The following is an 18,297-nucleotide window of genomic DNA, read 5'->3' as shown; positions in this document are numbered from 1 at the left end:
CCGTTAAAATCCAGACGAAATCGTTGTGTGGATGCCAATATGCCGGATAATTGCAGATTACATCTGGGTTCGTGACCCAGTGTCCGGTCTGCGATTGCGGCCATAGCGGCGGGGCAACACCCGGACTCATCTCGAACCCGGCAGTTAAGCCCGCCCACGTTTTGGTGCTGTACTGAGATACGAGAGTTCCCGGGAACCACCAAACGCTGCAATTGCTCAAGTGAGTGATTGTGTCTATTCTGAAAAGTTATTATGTTAGCATCAGCTTTAATTCTTAAATTCTGTGAACTACTGTTAGTATTGACTGATGTTGTTTATTCATCTGGCATTCAGGTTACTTTGAATCGTTTTTTCCAGTATTATGTTTTTTAACCTCTGGTAATTCTCAGAATATCTTCCGGAATTCAGGGTTAAGTTATTTCAATTGATAATTAAATTGAAATATTTTCGGGTTTATTTAAGTATATGACTGTAAGAATCCATGAACAGAAAAATGCAATTGAAAGGATAAACCAGATTTTGAAATCCGAAAGTGAGTTTGCTCTTATTGCCGGTGAACTGAATTCTTTGGGTTTTATACAGGTCTCCGGAACTGACAGTCCTGCATCTTTTGAGAACCGGGATTTAGAGTTATATGTCAGGATGTATCGTGAAAGTGATAATTCAGTCATAAAATATGAACTTCTTACATTTGAAGAGATTGAGAAGGAACTGAATAAGAAATAATGGTAAAATGAGTTATTTTCCAGGAAGGAAGTTTTTAAAAATATATTAAATTATTTTATTTTTCTTAAGTCAAAAAATATTATGTCCTGATTTTGGCTGATTATATTCTATTTTTTCAATAAACAAAATTTATTTGATTTCTTATGCAATCATTATTCCTATGTTTAAAGAACCACTGATTGTATTATTATTTCTTCTTTTAGTGACTCCTGCAATTGGCTGTACAACTTTTGTTGTAACACCTGGTGCATCTGAAAATGGTGAGATGTATGTCGGGCATACAAATGACGGCCTTGGGGAGTGTGTGCTCGGGCATAATCTGTCAGAGGATAAGACAAGAGTGGTTTATATTCCTCCGTCTGATCATCCTTATGGTTCGGAGCGTCCTGTATTGTATGATCCGAATGCAGGTACTGATAATCCCGGCGGGGAAGAAATTCTGGGATATATCCCTGAACTAACACATACTTACGGCTACTTTACATCAGCATACGGAATTATGAATGAATATCAGCTTATGGCTGGCGAATGCACAGATCATGCAAAGATAGCACCTGATGCCGAGGCCGGGGAAAGAATGTTTTACAGTTCCGAACTGTCAAATGTTGTTCTTGAGAGATCTAAGACTGCCCGGGAGGCAGTAGAGCTTGCAGGTAACCTTATTGATACTTACGGGTATTATGGAAACGGAGAGACTCTTATCTTTGCAGACCCGGAAGAGGCGTGGGTAATTGAGATGTGCGGCGGAAACCTGAGTGATACGGAAAGTCTGTGGGTTGCTAAAAAAGTTCCTGACGGAACCGTATTTGTTGCTTCAAATATGTTTCGCATCCGCGATATTGAACCTGGAAATCCTGATATTCTGTATTCTGAAAATCTGTTTGAGGTAGCAGAAAAGAATGGCTGGTGGTCTGCGGAAAATAAAACACTTGACTGGCTGAGTACTGTAAGTAACGGAGAATATTCTCATCCGTATTATTCGTTGTCAAGAATATGGAGTGTTTATAACCGAATTTCTCCTTCACAGAATTTCAGCCCGTATGTTGAAGATTCTTTCAGCCGTGAGTACCCGTTCTCCGTTTTTCCGGATCATCCGTTAAATGATACTGAAATATTCTCTCTATTCAGAGATCATTATGAAGGTACGGTTTTTGATCTGACAACCGGAATCGCAGCCGGACCTTATGGTGATCCCTACAGAATACGTGGAAAATTTGATTCCCATACAGACTTTGAAGAAGGTGAGATCCGTCCGGGTGCATGGCCGAGGCCTATATCTGCATATTACTGTGCATACAGTTATGTTACAGAAAGCAGAAGAGACCTGCCTTATCCGGTAGGGGGTCTCTGCTGGTTTGGATTTGCACAACCCTCTGAAACCTGCTATACTCCCCTTTATTCGGGAACAAATACACTTCCTTATTCATTTGAAAATGGCAACAGATCCCGGTTCAACAGAGATAGTGCATGGTGGTCATTTAATTTTGTGACCAACTGGGCAAGGATTCAGTACTCATATATCTTTCCGGAGATAAAGGAGGAACAGCAGAAACATGAGAACCTCTTCCTTTCGAGGCAGGCTGTAATTGAGGAGGAGGCTTTGGAAATTCTTAATCGTGAGGGAGAGGATGCCTGCAGAGAATATCTCACTTCATATACCGTTGATACTGCCGAAGATCTTGTTTCGTCCTGGTGGAATCTCTCTGACTCTCTGGTAGTATCGTATACTAACGGAGGAATATTTGATCCTGTAAGTAAAAGTACAACATATCCGGGTTATCCTGACTGGTGGTATCAGGATGCCGGATACCAGTACGGGCCAAGAATTTATGATGTGGAGGATCTTGACAGCATTCCTGATCTGGTATATGTTAATGAAACGGTTTATACAGCACCGGGTAGTGAATATGAATATATTCTGAAACATCAGAATGCTGAAAATTGCAGTTGAATAAACCATTTTCTTTTTTTTGAGTGTAACTGAATTTTGTGGACATTATTTTTATCGGGACAGTCGTGCCGTATTTACCCGGATTTTTAATTGATAATATGCGCCGGATGTATCACATTTTGGAAAAAAATACTCCGGCTGGAAAAAACTGTGAATTGGATAGAGTAAATTGGTTTTTTTCCGGTATTGTCACAGATTCAAACCGACACCTATTAATTGTTTAACTTCCTATGTTTGTAAGCACAATGCCAAGGTGGCGGAGCGGCCACGCGGCTGCCTGCAGAGCAGCTATACTCCAGTTCAAATCTGGACCTTGGCTTCGCGAAATTTCTTAACCGGAATTAGCGGATTTTTTGGGATTAATTCCCTTTAAATTGCGGCCAAAGCGGCGGGGCAACACCCGGACTCATCTCGAACCCGGCAGTTAAGCCCGCCCACGTTTTGGTGCTGTACTGAGATACGAGAGTTCCCGGGAACCACCAAACGCTGCAATTTTGTAACTATTATCTGACACTTTTAAGTAAAACTTCCGAAGATTTATCATTCATCAGCGAATTTAGTAATTTTCATCTCTGTTACTCTGCTTTTTTGGAAATATGCTACTATATGTTGGTATTTCCTGGCAGGTATCATCTGCTGAAAACTTTATTGTAATTGTGATGTTTATATTTACCTGATAATTTATGCCGTTATTTTCCAGTGAGGTGTTTTGAACTGATATATGGCCATTACAGCTATCCTTTTTCTGTAGAGTCCGGCGGAATAAAGATTGAAGTCACAGAGGAGAGCGGTCTTTATCTATACCGCAGGGAATGCTGCGGTGAAGTGCGTGAAAATTATATCCAGCCAAAAGAAGGAAGAATTATAATAAATCCTGTAGAACCTGTTAATCTTCCGTCATCGGTAACGAGTCTTCTTCAGGTAAAATTCAAAAATCTTGTAATAGAACCTCAGTCTGTAATACTTGTATATCTTACATTTCCCATTGAAATCGGTGTTTTTTTGCAGACCGGAAAAAATATTGAAGTTATTGATATTTTATCAGTCAGTAAGCAGAAATACTCTCTTTATGGTTCTCCTACAAATGGAACTATTGTCAGATATCATGAGAGCAATATTCACAGAGGTATTCCTGAAACAGATATATTTAATGAAGGAGTTCTCTCCCTTACTGTTGTAAATTCTGGAAAAGAGATTGTAAATCTCTCACGTGCGGTTTTTGACGGATGGGGCATGAAATTATATTATAATGATAACTCTGTTTCAATGGTGGCTGAAATGAACCTGCTTCATAATAATACGGCCGAGACAAGATTTCTAAGTGTCCCTCTGATAATAGGGATGAATAAATCATATGAAATTTATATGTCAAGGAAGATTCCGGTTATGAAAAGGTCATTTATAATGGAGCTTGGTTACTAATGGTGGAAAATCTGGTCAGTACAGTTTCTTCCTGGAATATATCCGGTACTGAAGTGACAGTATATGAACTCTTTTTATTTATTCTGATAATTCTCATCTCATTTGTTCTTGGTCAGTTAATATCAAAAAAACTTAGAAAAGACATCTCCGGTAAAATTCCGGTTAATGATCGCGAACTGTTAATAAAAATTGTTTACTTTACAATACTGATCGTAGGCCTTATTACGGCTCTCCCATATATTGATATTGATCTCTCTGGAATTATATTTGCCGGCGGAATAATTGGTATTATCCTTGGTTTTGCCGGACAGAATCTCTTTTCAAATTTCATATCCGGAATTGTGATCTTCATAGAAAGGCCGATTAAAATCGGTGATAATGTAGGTGTCGGCGATATTCTGGGCACTGTTGAGGATATCAGAATTCTTTCAACTATAATTAAGACTTATGACGGAATTTACACCCGGATTCCAAATCTCACAATATTTTCTTCTAATATAACCAATTATGTTGCCCACGTTGCAAGACGGTTTGAATATACAGTTGAGATAAGGTACAGGGATGATGCAGAGCTTGCAATGGCTGTAATCAGGGATGTAATTGACAGTCATCCGTTTGCTTTAAAAAATCCCGGACCTATGGTATTTGTTGACCGGTTGGGCCAGAACGGAGTTGTAATTATTGTAAAAATCTGGGCCCCCTCTTCCGTCTGGTGGGATGTCAGAACAGAACTGCTGCAAAAGATAAAACTTGCAGTTGAGGCAGAAGGCATAGAGATACCTTTCCCCCAGAGAACTGTGTGGTTCCCGGAAAAAAATCATGTTTTTGCTGAAGAATAGGTCATTTTATTAATATTATAAAAGCTGGTATAATCGTTAAAATGTGAATTCAGGAGTATATTATATCAGACTGTGTTATATTGTGCTGCACAGCGTCAAAGAATATGAAACTAATTTATATTTCATTCTGATTATTGTAGTTCATTTATAATGGATGATTTGATTATTGTTATATCCAGAAGAGGTCCCCATGACTGCCTGTTTTCTTCTCCGATTCTTCTTTTTTACTATTATTATTTGATTTTTGCTGATTAGCTGCTTCTGCTGTGCCTTTCTCTCTTCTGCCGGCTGATGGTTCCTGATCAAATATGTCGTTGTTTTTCGGAGTATTTCTCCTATTTTTTCCGGCAGTTTCTCCTCTGATCTTAACGTCTCCTGAGAGGAGTTCCTTTGGCCTTTTTACCCCTCCTGAAAGTTTCATATTATCTGAAAGAAGTTCTTTTGGTCTTGTATTGCTGCCTATTTTAACGCCGTCAGAGAGGAGTTCTTTTGGTTTTTTGATCTTACTCCCGACTTTAAAATTACCACTGTCTTTAGGAACAATATTCTGTCTTACAGATACTTTCCTGCCGGAAATTGAATCATCACTGGCCCGCTTTACCTTCGCTACTGAGATACTGCTGCCGGAAAAAGTGCTGTCATTTGGTTTCAGTACTGACCCTGCTGAGATTTTTCCTCCTCCAAAAGAATTCTCGGATGGCCTCACTTTTGGTCCTACAGATAAATTCCCCCCTCCAAAAGAGTTTTCAGATGGTCTCAGTTTAGATCCCGCAGAAATATTTCCGGTTGAGAATGCTCTGTCATTTGCTTTAAAGCTGGTATTTCCGATGCTTATCTTTTCACCTACTCTTGCAACATCACTCTTCTCTTTTGGTATCCTGGGGCCTTTGATTCCTCCGACTTCAAATATACGGTCTTTTGGTGCTTTTCCGAGATTCACATCCGTCATTCTGGTCATATCTGCAATATTTTTGTCGGCCCTTCCCGGAACTGATATGCCAGAATCTTCTTTTTCCTCTTTTTTATTGTTTGAGATCGGGATCTGTTGATCTTTAACCTTCTTTTCTTTATGACCTGCGGAATTCTCCCTGCTCCCGGACTCTTCTCTATATCTGGAAAGCTCTTTCTTCAGTTCCTCATATTCCTCACGTTTGACATAATCTCTGGAAGTGAGTGGATAATTTTCAGCCCCGTAGCTGATATCTTCTTCAGTTCTGTTATTTATCTGATTATAGGTGTGGAATTTTTTCTCTTCATACTTTACCGGTTCATCATCTTCGAGAAGTTCATTAAATGAAATACCTCTTGTGTAGCCACTATTGTCTTTATCTTCCCCGTTCTGGATCAGGGCACTGTTCTCATCCTCAAAGAACTCCACAATGTTGAGAGATTCTGTATAATCACCCTCATTATTTTCATTTACATAATCCATATCTTTAATATCCTCTTCTGCTTCAATGATTGGCGGATGAATTTCGTCTCCATCTGATATCTCCGGAGGTTTTGATGAAAAGCCGCCGTCTATAAGTTCCCAGGCATCACTGTCAGGATCTTCGATATAATATTCATCTTCTTCTCTCTCTTCCTGATATGGAATATCATAGTTCTGCTCTGTTTTGAACCGGTCGCTTATTTCATACAGGTTATAAGATTCGTTCCGGCAGGTTTCATCTTCAGTGTATTCAGTTTCAGAGTTATCACTGCTTAACAAAAGATCTATCTCTTCTTCCATCAATATTCTGTTCTCGGCGTCTTCTCTCTTTTTCTCTTCAAGTTCTTCTTTATATTCTTCCCTTAACTGCTTAATCTCCTCAAGGCGCGGGATATTATTGACTCCTGAGAGCATAATGATAATTCCTACATATTTTGTGGACCTTACAGGGTAATCTCCGGAGCGCATCTCAAGCCCTGCAATACTTGAATCGATCCATTTCCGGACAGTCTGGAATCCTTTCATTGAGAGTTCTTTTGACGGCCCTGCAATGAGAATGAGTGCTTTGTTTGCACTTGTCAGGTCACACGGTATTGAGATCTCTTCATAGACTGCTTTTTTTGCAAGGGATACAATCCTGGTTGCTCTCTTATGTGAGCCATCAGTGAAATATGATTCAGACCTCAGTTTCTGGAGTGGATCAAAGTAATTTTTTGGCAGTTCTTCAATTGCATAACCTATGGCTGTGATACCGTTATCCTTCAGGGTGTTCAGGACTTCCCCTGCATCCAGGACAATTTCTGCATATTCAACCCCGGATTCATTGAATTCTCCTGCGCGCAGTAAAAGACCGATCTGGCGTGATATTTTTTCATTCAGTAATTTGTAGAGATCCCTTGGGTTGTCAGGAAAGATCTTTGCATATGCCGCCTGTCTGATGTGTGATTTGCCTTCCTCATCTACTGATGTCTCATATGACGCCTTTATCTTCCTGTACCAGGTTTCATTGTCAAACAGAATTATTCCGTCTACATACTCCTCTATTTTTTTAATATCATCCGCAGCCTTTGCAGCTATTCTCCTCCCTTCATTATGGTAAGGGAGTGTGCATACCGCAAAAACAGGTTCATAATATGCTTTTCTGATCTCTTCTGTGATCTCCGGAATTATGTCGCTTAAACTTCCGCCAAGTCCTGTAAATACGAGAATTGCATCTATATCAATATTGTCAAGTTTTTTTATCTGCGCCATTATTTCTTTGATGTCAACAGTCGATCTGGTATCATAATGTACATCGGGATCGATTGCCGGGAAGAATATTTTGCAGTCGTTTGGAAGGTTTTTAAGTTGATTTAACAGGTTACCGTCTGTATCTATCACAACCGGGGAGATACAGCTTACGCTGCTTCTTCTGTCCTGATAATAGAGCTGATCAACAATTCTTGATCCTGCTCCGCCAAGTCCGACGGCAAGTATTTTCATATTCTGTATTGTCTGCCCTGTTGCTCTGCTGCACCATTTTTAGAACAATTGCAGGATTTTTCCATATGAGATTAAATATATGGCTTTATTCCCTTATTTCAGAATCATAGATAATTCCGTTTTTTATGTACAGATATATCAATATTAGTATTTGCAAGTCAATAAAGACTATTGCTGTTAACAGATTTTAAATTATATATTATCTATATTATCTGTGTCTTATTGTGCAATATCCTCTTTGATTTTGAATATTTATCTGTAATGCCAATATTCCTTATTATTTTTTTAGCTGTAATATTCCTGGTTTGGTCTCTGCAAATCAAAATGATAATTTATTTAACTTCCTCTGAATTAATACTCTATCTGAGGTGAATATACCTTGAGTTATGGAATTGAATTTGTACCAGGAAATATATCAGTTAAACAGGTAGTTAATTACTGTAAACTTGCAGAGCAGAAAGATATCGACTTTGCATGGATTACAAACCACTACAACAACCGCCACTGCTACCCAACCCTTGCAGCAATTGCACAGGCAACTGACAGCATTAAGATGGGACCGGGTATCATGAATACATTCACAGATACACCTGCTGCTATTGCATCATTCATGTGCACACTCAATGAGATTTCAGAGGGACGTGCAGTTCTTGGAATTGGGCCGGGTGACCTTTCAACACTTCCAAAGCTTGCAATTGAAGCTTCAAAGCCTGTTGCACGCCTTGCAGAGGGTGTAAAGCAGATCAAAGCACTCTGTGCAGGTGAAGAAGTCAAGAAGACCGGCGATATGGAATTCTTTGACTATGACGGAGCAAAGCTCACAGGTGTTCAGCTTCCGGCAAAGAAGAAGCAGATCCCTACCTACATTGGCGCACAGGGTCCAAAGATGCTTGCACTTGCAGGTGAGATCGGAGATGGAGCACTCATCAACGCATCAAACTCCAAGGACTTTGATATTGCAATTCCACTGATCAAAGCAGCATGTGATGCAGTTGACGAGAAGAAATTCAAGAAGTTCGATGTCGGCGCATACACCGCAATGTCAATCGACCAGAACGAAAAGAAGGCACGCAATGCAGCAAAGATCGTTGCAGCATTCATTGCAGCCGGTTCACCACCTGCACTTCTTGAGCGCCATGGACTTGACCTTAACAATGTTGCAAAGATCAAGGAAGCTCTTGGACGCTTTGATTTCGGTGCAGTCGGAGGCCTTGTCGGTGATGCAGAAATTGATGCATTCACAATTGCAGGAACACCTGAGATGGTAAAAGAGAAATGTGAGAACCTTACAGCATCCGGTGTCACACAGATTATCTTCGGTTCACCACTCGGACCTGACATGACAAACTCCATCCGTCTTCTCGGAAAATACATTATATAAGTCTGATATTTCTAAAATATCCAAATTTTTTTAACTTTTAAGGCAGGATATTTCACGCGCAGAAAGGATGTGGGTTTACCTTAGTTATCTGTTGCATTATCCGGTTCTGTTTTAAGTGCACATCCGGCGCTTTTACTTCATAATGCTGTTTACTGAACATTATACAGTTAAATATCCGGTTTCTGTTTTTCTCTTTAGTCGAATAGGAGGGAGTGGTTACCCACTCCCTCCTATTCGACTTCTGTGTATTCCTGACTGCTCTATTCTCCATTATTTCTCCGGAATACATTTTCAGGCGCTTAATCTCTCTCTGCGCTGCGATTCTGGCGGAGATACTATTATTGCGTAAAAAAATTATTATTTATATTTAATGCACTCCGGATTTTTTTCAGAGCAGGCTGTGGCAGTTCCGGGCGGCACTGTCCGTTACAGACAGGACAGTCTCTTTGGTTTTGCATGCCGTATCAGTCCTGAAAGGGAAAAGAGAACCCCTGTTCAGAGCTTCATTCCTGCATCTGCATCTTTTAAATGTCCTTTCTGTCATGAAAATATCATGGAGCAGACTCCATCTTTTTCCGATGGTAAAAAACTTTTCATAGGTGAGAGTGTTACATTTCCAAACCTCTATCCGTTCTCAGGCAGTCATATAGTCACTGTAATCACCAGACTGCACAATCCTGCTGAGATGTCTGTCAGGCAGATTAAAGATGCCCTGACAGGGCAGTATGAGGCTTTGATGAGGTGTGACGGTTACCCCTCTATAAACTGGAACAATCTGCCTTCTTCCGGTGCAAGTATGGTGCATCCTCATATGCAGGGGATATCTGATCAGACTCCGGCATATGCCGGCAGAATTTTCATCGAAAAGAGCCGGGAATTTATGATGCGGTATGGCTGCTGCTACTGGGACGGGCTGAGGGAGGCGGAAGCCAGGTCTGAAAGGTATATTTCCGGTGATGAAATTCTCTGGTGTGCCTCTCCTGTACCGATTGGAGAGAAGGAGATCCGCGGTTATCTTCCGTTTTCCTCCCTCCCGGATTTTGATTCATATATCCCGGAGATTTCAGCCGGTTTAAAAAAAATAATTGATTATTATCGTTCATGCGGTCATTTTGCTTTTAATGCTACAATCAGATTTGACAGGCAGGATAATGACGGGTCATTCAGATCATTTGTCTCTGTTATTGCGCGGATTAATCCAAATGAGCTTTCGGTCTCTGATTCTGCGTTTATGGAGAGGCTTCATTTTGAGCCGGTATGTATGACACTTCCTGAAAAAATACCTTTGATGTTTAAGTGACCGTTTTTCATGAAAATTAAGATATTTCCATTTATATGCTCTTTTGAATGATTTCCCGTGGCAATTTTGGTATATTGGCTCAGTTTTGATTATAATCTTAAATCCGGTTAATTTCCGGCAGAAAACTTCTGAAATAAAATTTATGGGCGCAAAAAAAGTTTTTAAATGATTTTATAGTCCTGTTTACCAGGGCTTTGAGATGAGTGCTGTCTTCTTGACAATCTCACCATCGTTCTTGTGTGGCATGCGGATAACGCCGTCACAGCCCTTCTCAATCTCACGTGCTTCGTCACAGAGGAGAGTTGCGGAGCGCATCATCTCGTGTGCTGATGCAACGATTGGTGTGTAGTTCTCATGGCCCTTTGTCATAAAGCAGCCTTTTACATTTACACCTGCAACAGCCTGTGCAATTTCGTATGCTGCACGTGCCTTTGCATATGCGTATGGGTTTGTGAATTCATCTGCAACTGCTTTGTCAGATGTCATGACAATCTTTGGAAGTTCGAGTTCTGCGCCCTTCTTGCCTGCCTTGACCTGGTCAATAACTGCATCAAGTGCGAGCTGAAGTTTGCGGAATGCACCTGTGATTGTAAGGACCTTTATGAGGTTTCCGTTGTAGTCTGACATCTCAACAGGGTCAAGGAATTCACGGCGTGCTCCAATCATGGAGTCTGCCTTCATAATGATATATCCGAAATTGGATTCCTTGAGTGCTGCAAAGTCATCCTTCTTTGATGTAATGTCATCTGTGATTACAACGCATGGAATTCCTGCTGCTGCAAGAGCTTCACGTGCGCCCTTTGGTCCTGGGAGTACGCCGTTTGGTGATACGACAATACAGAAGTCAGGTCCCCATGCCTTCATGTTGTCAACAACACGGTCGATATCTTCAGGCTGAAGTTTTGTTCCGCTTGTTGCCATGAATGTCTGCATATCTTCACGGTCTGCACGCTCGTCAAGGAGCAGTTCGGCCATTACACCGCTTCCGATGTTTCCGAGTTTTGCTATTCCTACTTTAACTACCATATTTTATACCTCTCAAAATTGAGAACATTTTAAATTCATCCGGTCTGGATATAAAGATTTTGAATTCTTCCGGAGTTCCGGTAATATCATTCTGTTAACTTAACATGTTAAAGAAAAGTGTTTAAGTTTATGAGATCATATAACCATGTTAATGAAAGAAAGCCTTCTTACCGATCGCCAGAAAGAAGTCCTTAGATATAGAAAAAAAGGATATACTCAGCAGCAGATTGCTGACGTTATAGGGACTTCAAAGGCAAATGTCTGCACAATTGAAAAGGCGGCTATGGAGAACATAAAAAAAGCGCGTGAGACTCTCGAGTTTTTATTCACTCTTGACGCACGTGAACTCTGTGTGATTAAGTCCGGTTCGGATTTTATTGACGCAGCCAGGCAGATATTTGACGATGCTGAAAAGGTGGGGATTAAGGTAAGGTATGATACAATTTCGCTGATAAACCGGATGCGCGATTCTAATCCTGAAAAGTTCAGGGCCCGCTATATACGCAATGATATTCTGGTCTACATAAATGACGATGGTGAAATTTATTTTAACTGAAATCTGATGTTATCTTAAAAACTTCCGTCCAATAATTTTTTAATTCTAATTTTCCGGTGCGCTTTTACGGTTTCTTCTCATGCCCCTCTCCGGGTGGTTTTGCATATTACGGAATAGGTTTTTAAACCTGTCTTTACAATATTTAGGAAACCGTTATGGGAAGTCCGGAATTATCAGGATATACAATCTCTGAAAATATTGTATTCCTGTTTATTTCCGGGCAATTAATCTTATAATGTGGTTGCCCCGGGTATTTATGCCGGGATTTGCCGAGATTAATGTCCGGTTACGCCGGACGGGCTGACGATGTAGAATTTGATGTATGCGCATATGGGTGGACGAAATTTTTCGGCCCTTACTCTTAAATGAGTAGTGCATATTAAGGTCAGAATCTGTTTGAGAGTAGTAAGTTGCCCTTTATAACGTATAGGTGCACTGTCGGATGTCTGTGAAGATGCAGTTTATCCCCGGCCGGGTTTAAAGCCTGACTGCTGTACATTCGTTTCTGTTCCGATTCAGTCGTTTACTGTCCTTTGCAGGATTTATTTCTGCTTCTCGGAAGAATATTGTGAAAATTTAGTTTGTAGGACTGATCGAAAAATGCCCCAAACAACCAGACCACGCAGGGGATCCCTTGCATACAGCCCCCGCAAGCGTGCAAAAAGCCAGGTACCAAAGTACCAGTCATGGCAAGAGTGCGCCGGGGAACCGAAACTGCAGGGTTTTGCCGGATACAAGGTGGGTATGACACACATTGTAATGGTTGATGACCATAAGAACAGCCCAAGTGAAGGAAAAGAGATTGCTGTTCCAGTTACTATTGTGGAGATACCGCCTATTAAGGCAATGGCAGTTCGGGCCTATACTAAGGATACATATGGTAAGAAAGTATTCGCTGAGGTATGGGCAGATGAACTTGACGGAAAGCTGAAAGACCGTATCAGCATTCCAAAGAAGAACAATGCAGAAGAGAATATTCAGAAGATAAACGAAGCCATTGAGGCCGGAAAAGTTATTGATATATTTGTTCTCGTGCACACACAGCCGGCTATGCTTACCGGTGTCCCCAAAAAAGTCCCTGACATGATGGAAATGCGTGTCGGCGGAGGAGATATTAAGGCATGTTTCGACCACGCAATCGGCCTGTTCGGCAGGGAAGTCGAACTTGAGGATATTGCAGGTGTCGGCCAGTATATAGATGTCACGGCTGTCACCACAGGTAAAGGAACCAATGGTCCTGTAAAACGCTGGGGTATCCCGGTGAGGAAGCGCAAGCACTCACGCGGCAAAAAGAAGAGGCATATCGGAAACCTCGGTCCGTGGACACCTCATCACGTAAGGTGGCAGGTTCCCCAGATCGGACAGATGGGCTACCAGCAGAGAACTGAGTTTAACAAGCGCATTCTCAAAGTAGGAGATAACCCTGAAGAGATCAACCCGGCAGGCGGATTCCTCCACTACGGACTTGTCAGAGGCAGATATATCGCTATTAAAGGTTCTATTCCGGGACCTACCAAGCGTCTTATCAGAATCAGACCGGCAATCCGCCAGGGAGAGCACGTTGTCCGTGAGCCGTCTATCAGCTATATCAGCACAATGAGCAAGCAGGGGTGAACTGAGAGATGAAAGCACAGATATTATCTATAGATGGTCAGAACGCCGGTGAGATGGATCTTCCGGCAGTATTTGACGAGTTTTACAGGCCTGATTTAATTAAAAGGGCAGTTATCTCCAACCAGAGTACCCGCTATCAGCCTCACGGCACCAACCCGTATGCAGGAATGAAAACTTCCGCAGCATCCTGGGGAAGTGGCAGAGGTGCAGCACAGGTTCCAAGGATCAAGAACGGTTCCCGTGTGGCACGTATCCCGCAGGCCGTCGGTGGCCGTGCAGCTCACCCGCCAAAGGTTGAGAAGATCCTTATCAGGAAGATAAACAAGCAGGAAAAGAGATTAGCGATCAGATCGGCAATCGCTGCAACCACAAACCCTGAACTTGTTCTCGCACGCGGACACAAATTTGAAGGTGACGTACCATTTGTTTTTGAGGACTCATTTGAGACTCTTGCAAGAACAAAAGATGTGGTCTCAGCACTTGAGGCAGCAGGCCTTTATCAGGATGTTGTCCGTTCAAGAGATTCAAAGAAAGTTCGTGCAGGACGCGGAAAACTTCGTGGACGCCGTTACAAACAGCGCAAGAGCCTTCTTATTGTAACATCTGAAAAGCCGCACCAGGCAGCTGCAAATCTTGCAGGTGTTGATGCGGTATCTGTCAACCAGTTAAATGCAGAACTTCTGGCACCCGGCACTCATGCAGGACGCCTGACTGTCTGGACTGTTGGAGCACTTAAGAAGCTGGAGGACTTTTAAATGATAATTAAACATCCGTATGTCTCTGAAAAAGCGGCAATGGGCCTTGAATTTGACGGTAAACTCCAGTTCTTTGTCGACAGAAAGGCAACAAAGGCACAGATTGCCTATGAAGTCGAGAAGATGTTTGGCAAGAAGGTCACTGCAGTCAGGACACTTATGACAATGAAAGGCGAAAAGAAAGCCATTGTCAGCTTTGAAGATGAAAAAGCCGGAGAAGAAATTCTCAGCAGACTAGGAATAATGTAAGGTGGTGTGAATGGGAAAAAGAATTATATCACAGAATCGTGGCCGTGGTGGCCCGGTATACCGTGCTCCGTCACACAAATACAAAGCATCACTCAAACATCCTGGCAAGCTGGACGAGACTGTCCGTGGGAAAATTGTTGATATTGAACATGACCCTGCAAGGCATGCACCTATTGCTCTCGTTGAACTTGAAGATGGCAGCAAAATTTACATGCTGGTTACCGAAGGCATGTCAGTCGGTGAAGATGTTGCATGGGGTATGGAGGCTGAAGTCAAAAACGGAAACACACTCAGGCTCATTGATATTCCGGTCGGAGCATTTGTCTGTAATGTAGAGGCAAGGCCAAACGACGGCGGCAAGTTCATCCGTGCAAGCGGTGTCCAGTCACAGGTCATAGGCAAGTCCAATGACGGACGTGTCGGAATAAGGATGCCAAGCGGAAAACACAAGTGGTTCCACGGATTCTGCCGTGCAACAGTTGGAATTGTTGCAGGTGGAGGACGCAGTGAGAAACCGTTTGTCAAAGCCGGAAAGAAGTTCCACAAGGTTAAATCACAGGCACAGAAATGGCCGAGAGTCAAAGGTGTCTGTATGAACGTGATTGACCATCCGTTTGGAGGAGGAGGTCACCAGCACTGCGGAAGACCAAAGACCGTAGCACGTGGAACATCCCCTGGAAGGAAGGTCGGACACATTGCTGCCAAGAGGACAGGAAGGAAGTAAAAAGGTGGCATAGACAATGGCAAAAAAAATACAGAGAAGATTGCCGAGGCGAAAAGAGGAATTCACCTATCACGGCTACAAAATTGAGGAACTTCAGCAGATGAGTCTCAGTGAGCTTCTTCCGATTATGCCTTCAAGGGCACGCCGTAAATTCGGCCGCGGACTCTCACCCGGACATGAAAAAGTCATTGCTGAGGTAAGAGAAGGAAAGGAACGCATCAGAACACATCTTCGTGATCTGGTTATCATGCCGGAGATGGTTGGCAAAACAATCGAGGTATATAACGGAAAGGAATTCCTCAAGGTTGAAATTCAGCCTGAGGCAGTCTTTGGATATCTCGGTGAATTTGCTCTTACCAGAAGGCGTGTAGCTCATGGAAGTGCAGGTATCGGTGCAACAAGATCCAGTAAATTTGTACCACTGAAGTGATTGAAATGGCAAGAACAGAATATTCAGTCGATATTAAAGGCGATAATATTGCAAGGGCAAAGGGAAATGAGTTCCCTACCTCTCCAAAACATTCCATTGAAATTGCTGCTTTCATCAGAGGTATGAAAACCGGTGAGGCAATTGAATATCTCGAAGATGTAGTTGCACTTAAAAAACCAATTCCATTCAAGAGATTCAACCGCAACGTTGCACATAAAAGAGGTCTTAAAAACTGGGATGCAGGAAGATACCCTGTAAAGGCTTCAGAATATTTCCTGAAGGTCTTAAGATCAGTTGAAAAGAATGCAGAGTACATCGGACTTGATACTGAGAATCTTGAGATCATTGTTGTATCTGCGAGCAGAGGAAGAAGAATGAAGTCTGTCTTCCCGCGTGCAATGGGCAGAGCCACTCCAAAATATGCGGATTCCGTAAATATTGAGATCATTGTCAGAGAGGTGGATTAATGTCAGTAGAGAAGAGATTTGTTGAAGATGGTGTCCGCGCTGCACGTGTCGAGAAGTTCCTTGTCAAAGAGCTTAAGAGAGCGGGCTACGGTGGCACTGAGATTATCAGGACTCCTCTTGGAACACAGGTCACAATATTTGCAGAAAAACCCGGAATTGTTATCGGAAAAGGTGGAAAAGTAGTTCGTGAACTTACTTCCACACTTCAGAATGATTACGGTATTGAATCACCTCAGATCGAGGTTCAGCAGGTGGAAAACCCCTCATTCAATGCCCAGATTATGGCTGAAAGGCTTGCAAATTCACTTGAACGCGGCTGGTATTTCAGAAAGGCCGGGTCAAGCATCATGCGCCGTATAATGGAATCCGGAGCACTTGGATGTGAAGTTGTTGTTTCCGGAAAACTTACTGGTTCACGTGCACGTGTCCAGAAGTTTACAGAAGGTTACATCAAACATGCCGGTGAACCAAGCGAGACAATTGTCGAGCACGGATTTGCAATTGCAGTCAAAAAGCTTGGCTGTATCGGCTGTCAGGTTAAGATTGTTCCTCCGGGTGCGATTCTCCCTGATCACTTTGAAGTAATTGAACCGGAAGCCGTTCCTGAGCCTGTCAAAGAGGTTTCAGAACCGGTTGAGGAAGAGATCTCAGCAGAAGAGGAATTCGGACGCGAGATTGATGAGGAGATGGAAGCCACAGAGGATGTTCCGGCAGAGGAGGATTTCTAAATGGCAATTTTTCGTGCATCAGAAGTTGCGCAGCTCAGTGATGTCGAACTGGCTGAACAGCTTTCAAAACTTGAACTGGAGCATGTCGAGAATCTCGGCAAGGTCAGCGCCGGCGGCGCACCTGATAATCCGGGACGCATCCGTGAGATCAGGCGCACTGTAGCCAGGATCAAGACAGAGCAGAACAAAAGGAGAAATGAGGCTTGATTAATCCGGGTAATGTATGCAGGCATGAGCTTACCGGCCTTACTGTTAAGGTTGAATCTTCAACCAACAGTTTTCAGAATAATATCTCCGGCCGGATTGCTGATGAAACAAAAAACATGCTTGTGATACATACCGGAACAGGTCTCAGAAAAGTGCAGAAGATAGGGGCTGTGTTTCAGATCCGCCTTCCAGATGATACTCTTGTAAGGGTTGATGGTTCGGTGCTCGCTTCGCAGCCTGAGAAACGTATCAGTATGCGAATTAAAAATCCGAGGTAAATATGGCTAAAAATACAGGGTTAAACGTCGCTGTTCCTGAAAAGGAATGTAACGACGTAAACTGTCCATTCCACGGCACTTTGCCAGTACGCGGCCAGGTGATTACCGGCAAAGTCGTGAGTGACAAAATGCAGGGATCTGTTGTAATTTCAAGAGATTATCTGCACTACGTGAAGAAGTACAAGCGTTACGAAAAACGTTCTTCAAAGATTCACGCACACAACCCTTCTTGTCTTGGCGTAAAAGTCGGCGATACAGTAAAGATCGCTGAATGCAGGCCAATATCAAAGACAAAGAAATTTGTTGTTGTAGAGGTGTCTGAGGAATGAAAGCAAAGCAGTCCAGAGTGCCAAGGGCACTTGCCACAGGCTCCAGGATGACATGCGCTGACAACACAGGCGCCCGCCAGGTACAGATTGTATCTGTTGACAGGTATCATGGTGTCAAAAACCGTCAGCCAAAACTTGGTCTTGGTGATATGGCAACAGTTTCTGTCAAGAAGGGAACTCCTGAGATGCGCCGCAAACTTGAAAAAGCGGTTGTTATCAGACAGAGTAAAGAGATAAGAAGAATAAACGGCCTCCGCCTCTCCTTTGAGGATAATGCAATGGTAATTACAAACGAACGTGGCGAACCTAAGGGCACTGAGATTAAGGGTCCTGTAGCACGTGAAGTTGCAGAGCGTTTCCCAAAGATCGGCTCAATGGCCACAATTATTGTCTGAGGTGTG

Annotated in this window: 20 protein-coding genes, 1 tRNA gene and 2 rRNA genes; 21 read left to right on the top strand and 2 right to left on the bottom strand. The window is 42.5% G+C overall.

All coding sequences use genetic code 11. The features are described 5' to 3' along the window. Positions 1-92: 92 nt before the first annotated feature. From rrf (METLIM_RS13825) to METLIM_RS13795, 7 genes are all read left to right on the top strand, one after another. A 5S ribosomal RNA gene (gene rrf / locus METLIM_RS13825) occupies positions 93-215 on the top strand. A gap of 250 nt (positions 216-465) precedes the next feature. Beyond that, on the top strand, positions 466-726 hold the full coding sequence (locus METLIM_RS13820; protein ID WP_004079464.1) for a hypothetical protein: 261 nt from the start codon (positions 466-468) through the stop codon (positions 724-726). Between the two features lie 160 nt (positions 727-886). After that, positions 887-2,677: a dipeptidase gene (locus tag METLIM_RS13815; protein WP_004079462.1), complete on the top strand. Its 1,791-nt coding sequence runs from the start codon at positions 887-889 to the stop codon at positions 2,675-2,677. 247 nt (positions 2,678-2,924) lie between these two features. Then, positions 2,925-2,996 (top strand) — tRNA-Cys (locus METLIM_RS13810). A 53-nt stretch (positions 2,997-3,049) separates the two neighbouring features. After that, positions 3,050-3,172: ribosomal RNA gene (rrf, locus tag METLIM_RS13805) — 5S ribosomal RNA — on the top strand. Positions 3,173-3,376: 204 nt separating this feature from the next. Continuing rightward, positions 3,377-4,099, top strand: coding sequence for a DUF432 domain-containing protein (locus tag METLIM_RS13800; RefSeq protein ID WP_004079460.1), 723 nt, complete (start codon positions 3,377-3,379; stop codon positions 4,097-4,099). After that, entirely contained in the window at positions 4,099-4,938 is an 840-nt protein-coding gene (locus tag METLIM_RS13795) for a mechanosensitive ion channel family protein (RefSeq protein WP_004079458.1), read from the top strand. The genes METLIM_RS13800 and METLIM_RS13795 overlap by 1 nt, the downstream gene beginning before the upstream one ends. A 169-nt stretch (positions 4,939-5,107) precedes the next feature. Here the strand turns inward: METLIM_RS13795 and METLIM_RS15830 are convergent, their stop codons facing one another. After that, positions 5,108-7,852, bottom strand: a complete 2,745-nt coding sequence (locus tag METLIM_RS15830; protein WP_004079456.1) for a tubulin/FtsZ family protein — start codon at positions 7,850-7,852, stop codon at positions 5,108-5,110. Between the two features lie 379 nt (positions 7,853-8,231). Here METLIM_RS15830 and METLIM_RS13785 point away from each other — a divergent pair, with 379 nt between their 5' ends. After that, a complete protein-coding gene (locus tag METLIM_RS13785) occupies positions 8,232-9,233 on the top strand; it encodes a 5,10-methylenetetrahydromethanopterin reductase (protein ID WP_004079454.1) in 1,002 nt (333 codons plus the stop codon). A gap of 400 nt (positions 9,234-9,633) precedes the next feature. Then, entirely contained in the window at positions 9,634-10,533 is a 900-nt protein-coding gene (locus tag METLIM_RS13775) for a galactose-1-phosphate uridylyltransferase (RefSeq protein ID WP_245543549.1), read from the top strand. A gap of 183 nt (positions 10,534-10,716) precedes the next feature. On the opposite strand, the gene METLIM_RS13770 is transcribed toward METLIM_RS13775, so the two are convergent. Next, on the bottom strand, positions 10,717-11,559 hold the full coding sequence (locus METLIM_RS13770) for a F420-dependent methylenetetrahydromethanopterin dehydrogenase (RefSeq protein WP_004079451.1): 843 nt from the start codon (positions 11,557-11,559) through the stop codon (positions 10,717-10,719). A gap of 151 nt (positions 11,560-11,710) precedes the next feature. Here METLIM_RS13770 and METLIM_RS13765 point away from each other — a divergent pair, with 151 nt between their 5' ends. From METLIM_RS13765 to METLIM_RS13710, 12 genes are all read left to right on the top strand, one after another. Further along, on the top strand, positions 11,711-12,115 hold the full coding sequence (locus METLIM_RS13765) for a Tfx family DNA-binding protein (protein WP_048146053.1): 405 nt from the start codon (positions 11,711-11,713) through the stop codon (positions 12,113-12,115). 600 nt (positions 12,116-12,715) lie between these two features. After that, positions 12,716-13,729, top strand: a complete 1,014-nt coding sequence (locus tag METLIM_RS13760) for a 50S ribosomal protein L3 (protein ID WP_004079447.1) — start codon at positions 12,716-12,718, stop codon at positions 13,727-13,729. A gap of 8 nt (positions 13,730-13,737) precedes the next feature. Next, the gene (gene rpl4p / locus METLIM_RS13755) at positions 13,738-14,484 is read left to right on the top strand and encodes a 50S ribosomal protein L4 (protein WP_004079445.1); all 747 of its coding nucleotides are present in this window, start codon (positions 13,738-13,740) and stop codon (positions 14,482-14,484) included. After that, positions 14,485-14,733 (top strand): 50S ribosomal protein L23, encoded by a 249-nt coding sequence (locus METLIM_RS13750; RefSeq protein WP_004079443.1) that lies wholly within the window; start codon positions 14,485-14,487, stop codon positions 14,731-14,733. 10 nt (positions 14,734-14,743) lie between these two features. Beyond that, a complete protein-coding gene (locus METLIM_RS13745; protein WP_004079441.1) occupies positions 14,744-15,457 on the top strand; it encodes a 50S ribosomal protein L2 in 714 nt (237 codons plus the stop codon). Between the two features lie 16 nt (positions 15,458-15,473). After that, entirely contained in the window at positions 15,474-15,887 is a 414-nt protein-coding gene (locus METLIM_RS13740) for a 30S ribosomal protein S19 (RefSeq protein ID WP_004079439.1), read from the top strand. Positions 15,888-15,892: 5 nt separating this feature from the next. After that, positions 15,893-16,354 (top strand): 50S ribosomal protein L22, encoded by a 462-nt coding sequence (locus METLIM_RS13735; RefSeq protein WP_004079437.1) that lies wholly within the window; start codon positions 15,893-15,895, stop codon positions 16,352-16,354. Then, positions 16,354-17,082: a 30S ribosomal protein S3 gene (locus METLIM_RS13730; RefSeq protein ID WP_004079422.1), complete on the top strand. Its 729-nt coding sequence runs from the start codon at positions 16,354-16,356 to the stop codon at positions 17,080-17,082. Before METLIM_RS13735 ends, METLIM_RS13730 begins: the two co-directional genes overlap by 1 nt. Next, positions 17,083-17,289 carry a 50S ribosomal protein L29 gene (gene rpmC, locus METLIM_RS13725; RefSeq protein WP_004079420.1) on the top strand — a complete coding sequence of 69 codons (207 nt, stop codon included), beginning with the start codon at positions 17,083-17,085 and terminating at the stop codon, positions 17,287-17,289. Beyond that, complete coding sequence (locus METLIM_RS13720; protein ID WP_004079418.1) at positions 17,286-17,567, top strand: ribonuclease P protein component 1; 282 nt, start codon at positions 17,286-17,288, stop codon at positions 17,565-17,567. Before rpmC ends, METLIM_RS13720 begins: the two co-directional genes overlap by 4 nt. A gap of 2 nt (positions 17,568-17,569) precedes the next feature. Next, complete coding sequence (locus tag METLIM_RS13715) at positions 17,570-17,896, top strand: 30S ribosomal protein S17 (RefSeq protein ID WP_004079403.1); 327 nt, start codon at positions 17,570-17,572, stop codon at positions 17,894-17,896. Further along, on the top strand, positions 17,893-18,291 hold the full coding sequence (locus tag METLIM_RS13710) for a 50S ribosomal protein L14 (protein ID WP_004079401.1): 399 nt from the start codon (positions 17,893-17,895) through the stop codon (positions 18,289-18,291). Before METLIM_RS13715 ends, METLIM_RS13710 begins: the two co-directional genes overlap by 4 nt. Positions 18,292-18,297: the final 6 nt, after the last annotated feature.

Origin of the sequence: Methanoplanus limicola DSM 2279, from assembly GCF_000243255.1 — an archaeon.
Taxonomy (GTDB): domain Archaea; phylum Halobacteriota; class Methanomicrobia; order Methanomicrobiales; family Methanomicrobiaceae; genus Methanoplanus; species Methanoplanus limicola.
The sequence above is the reverse complement of the archived record's forward strand: the minus strand, read 5'-3'. Positions and strand labels throughout refer to the sequence as shown.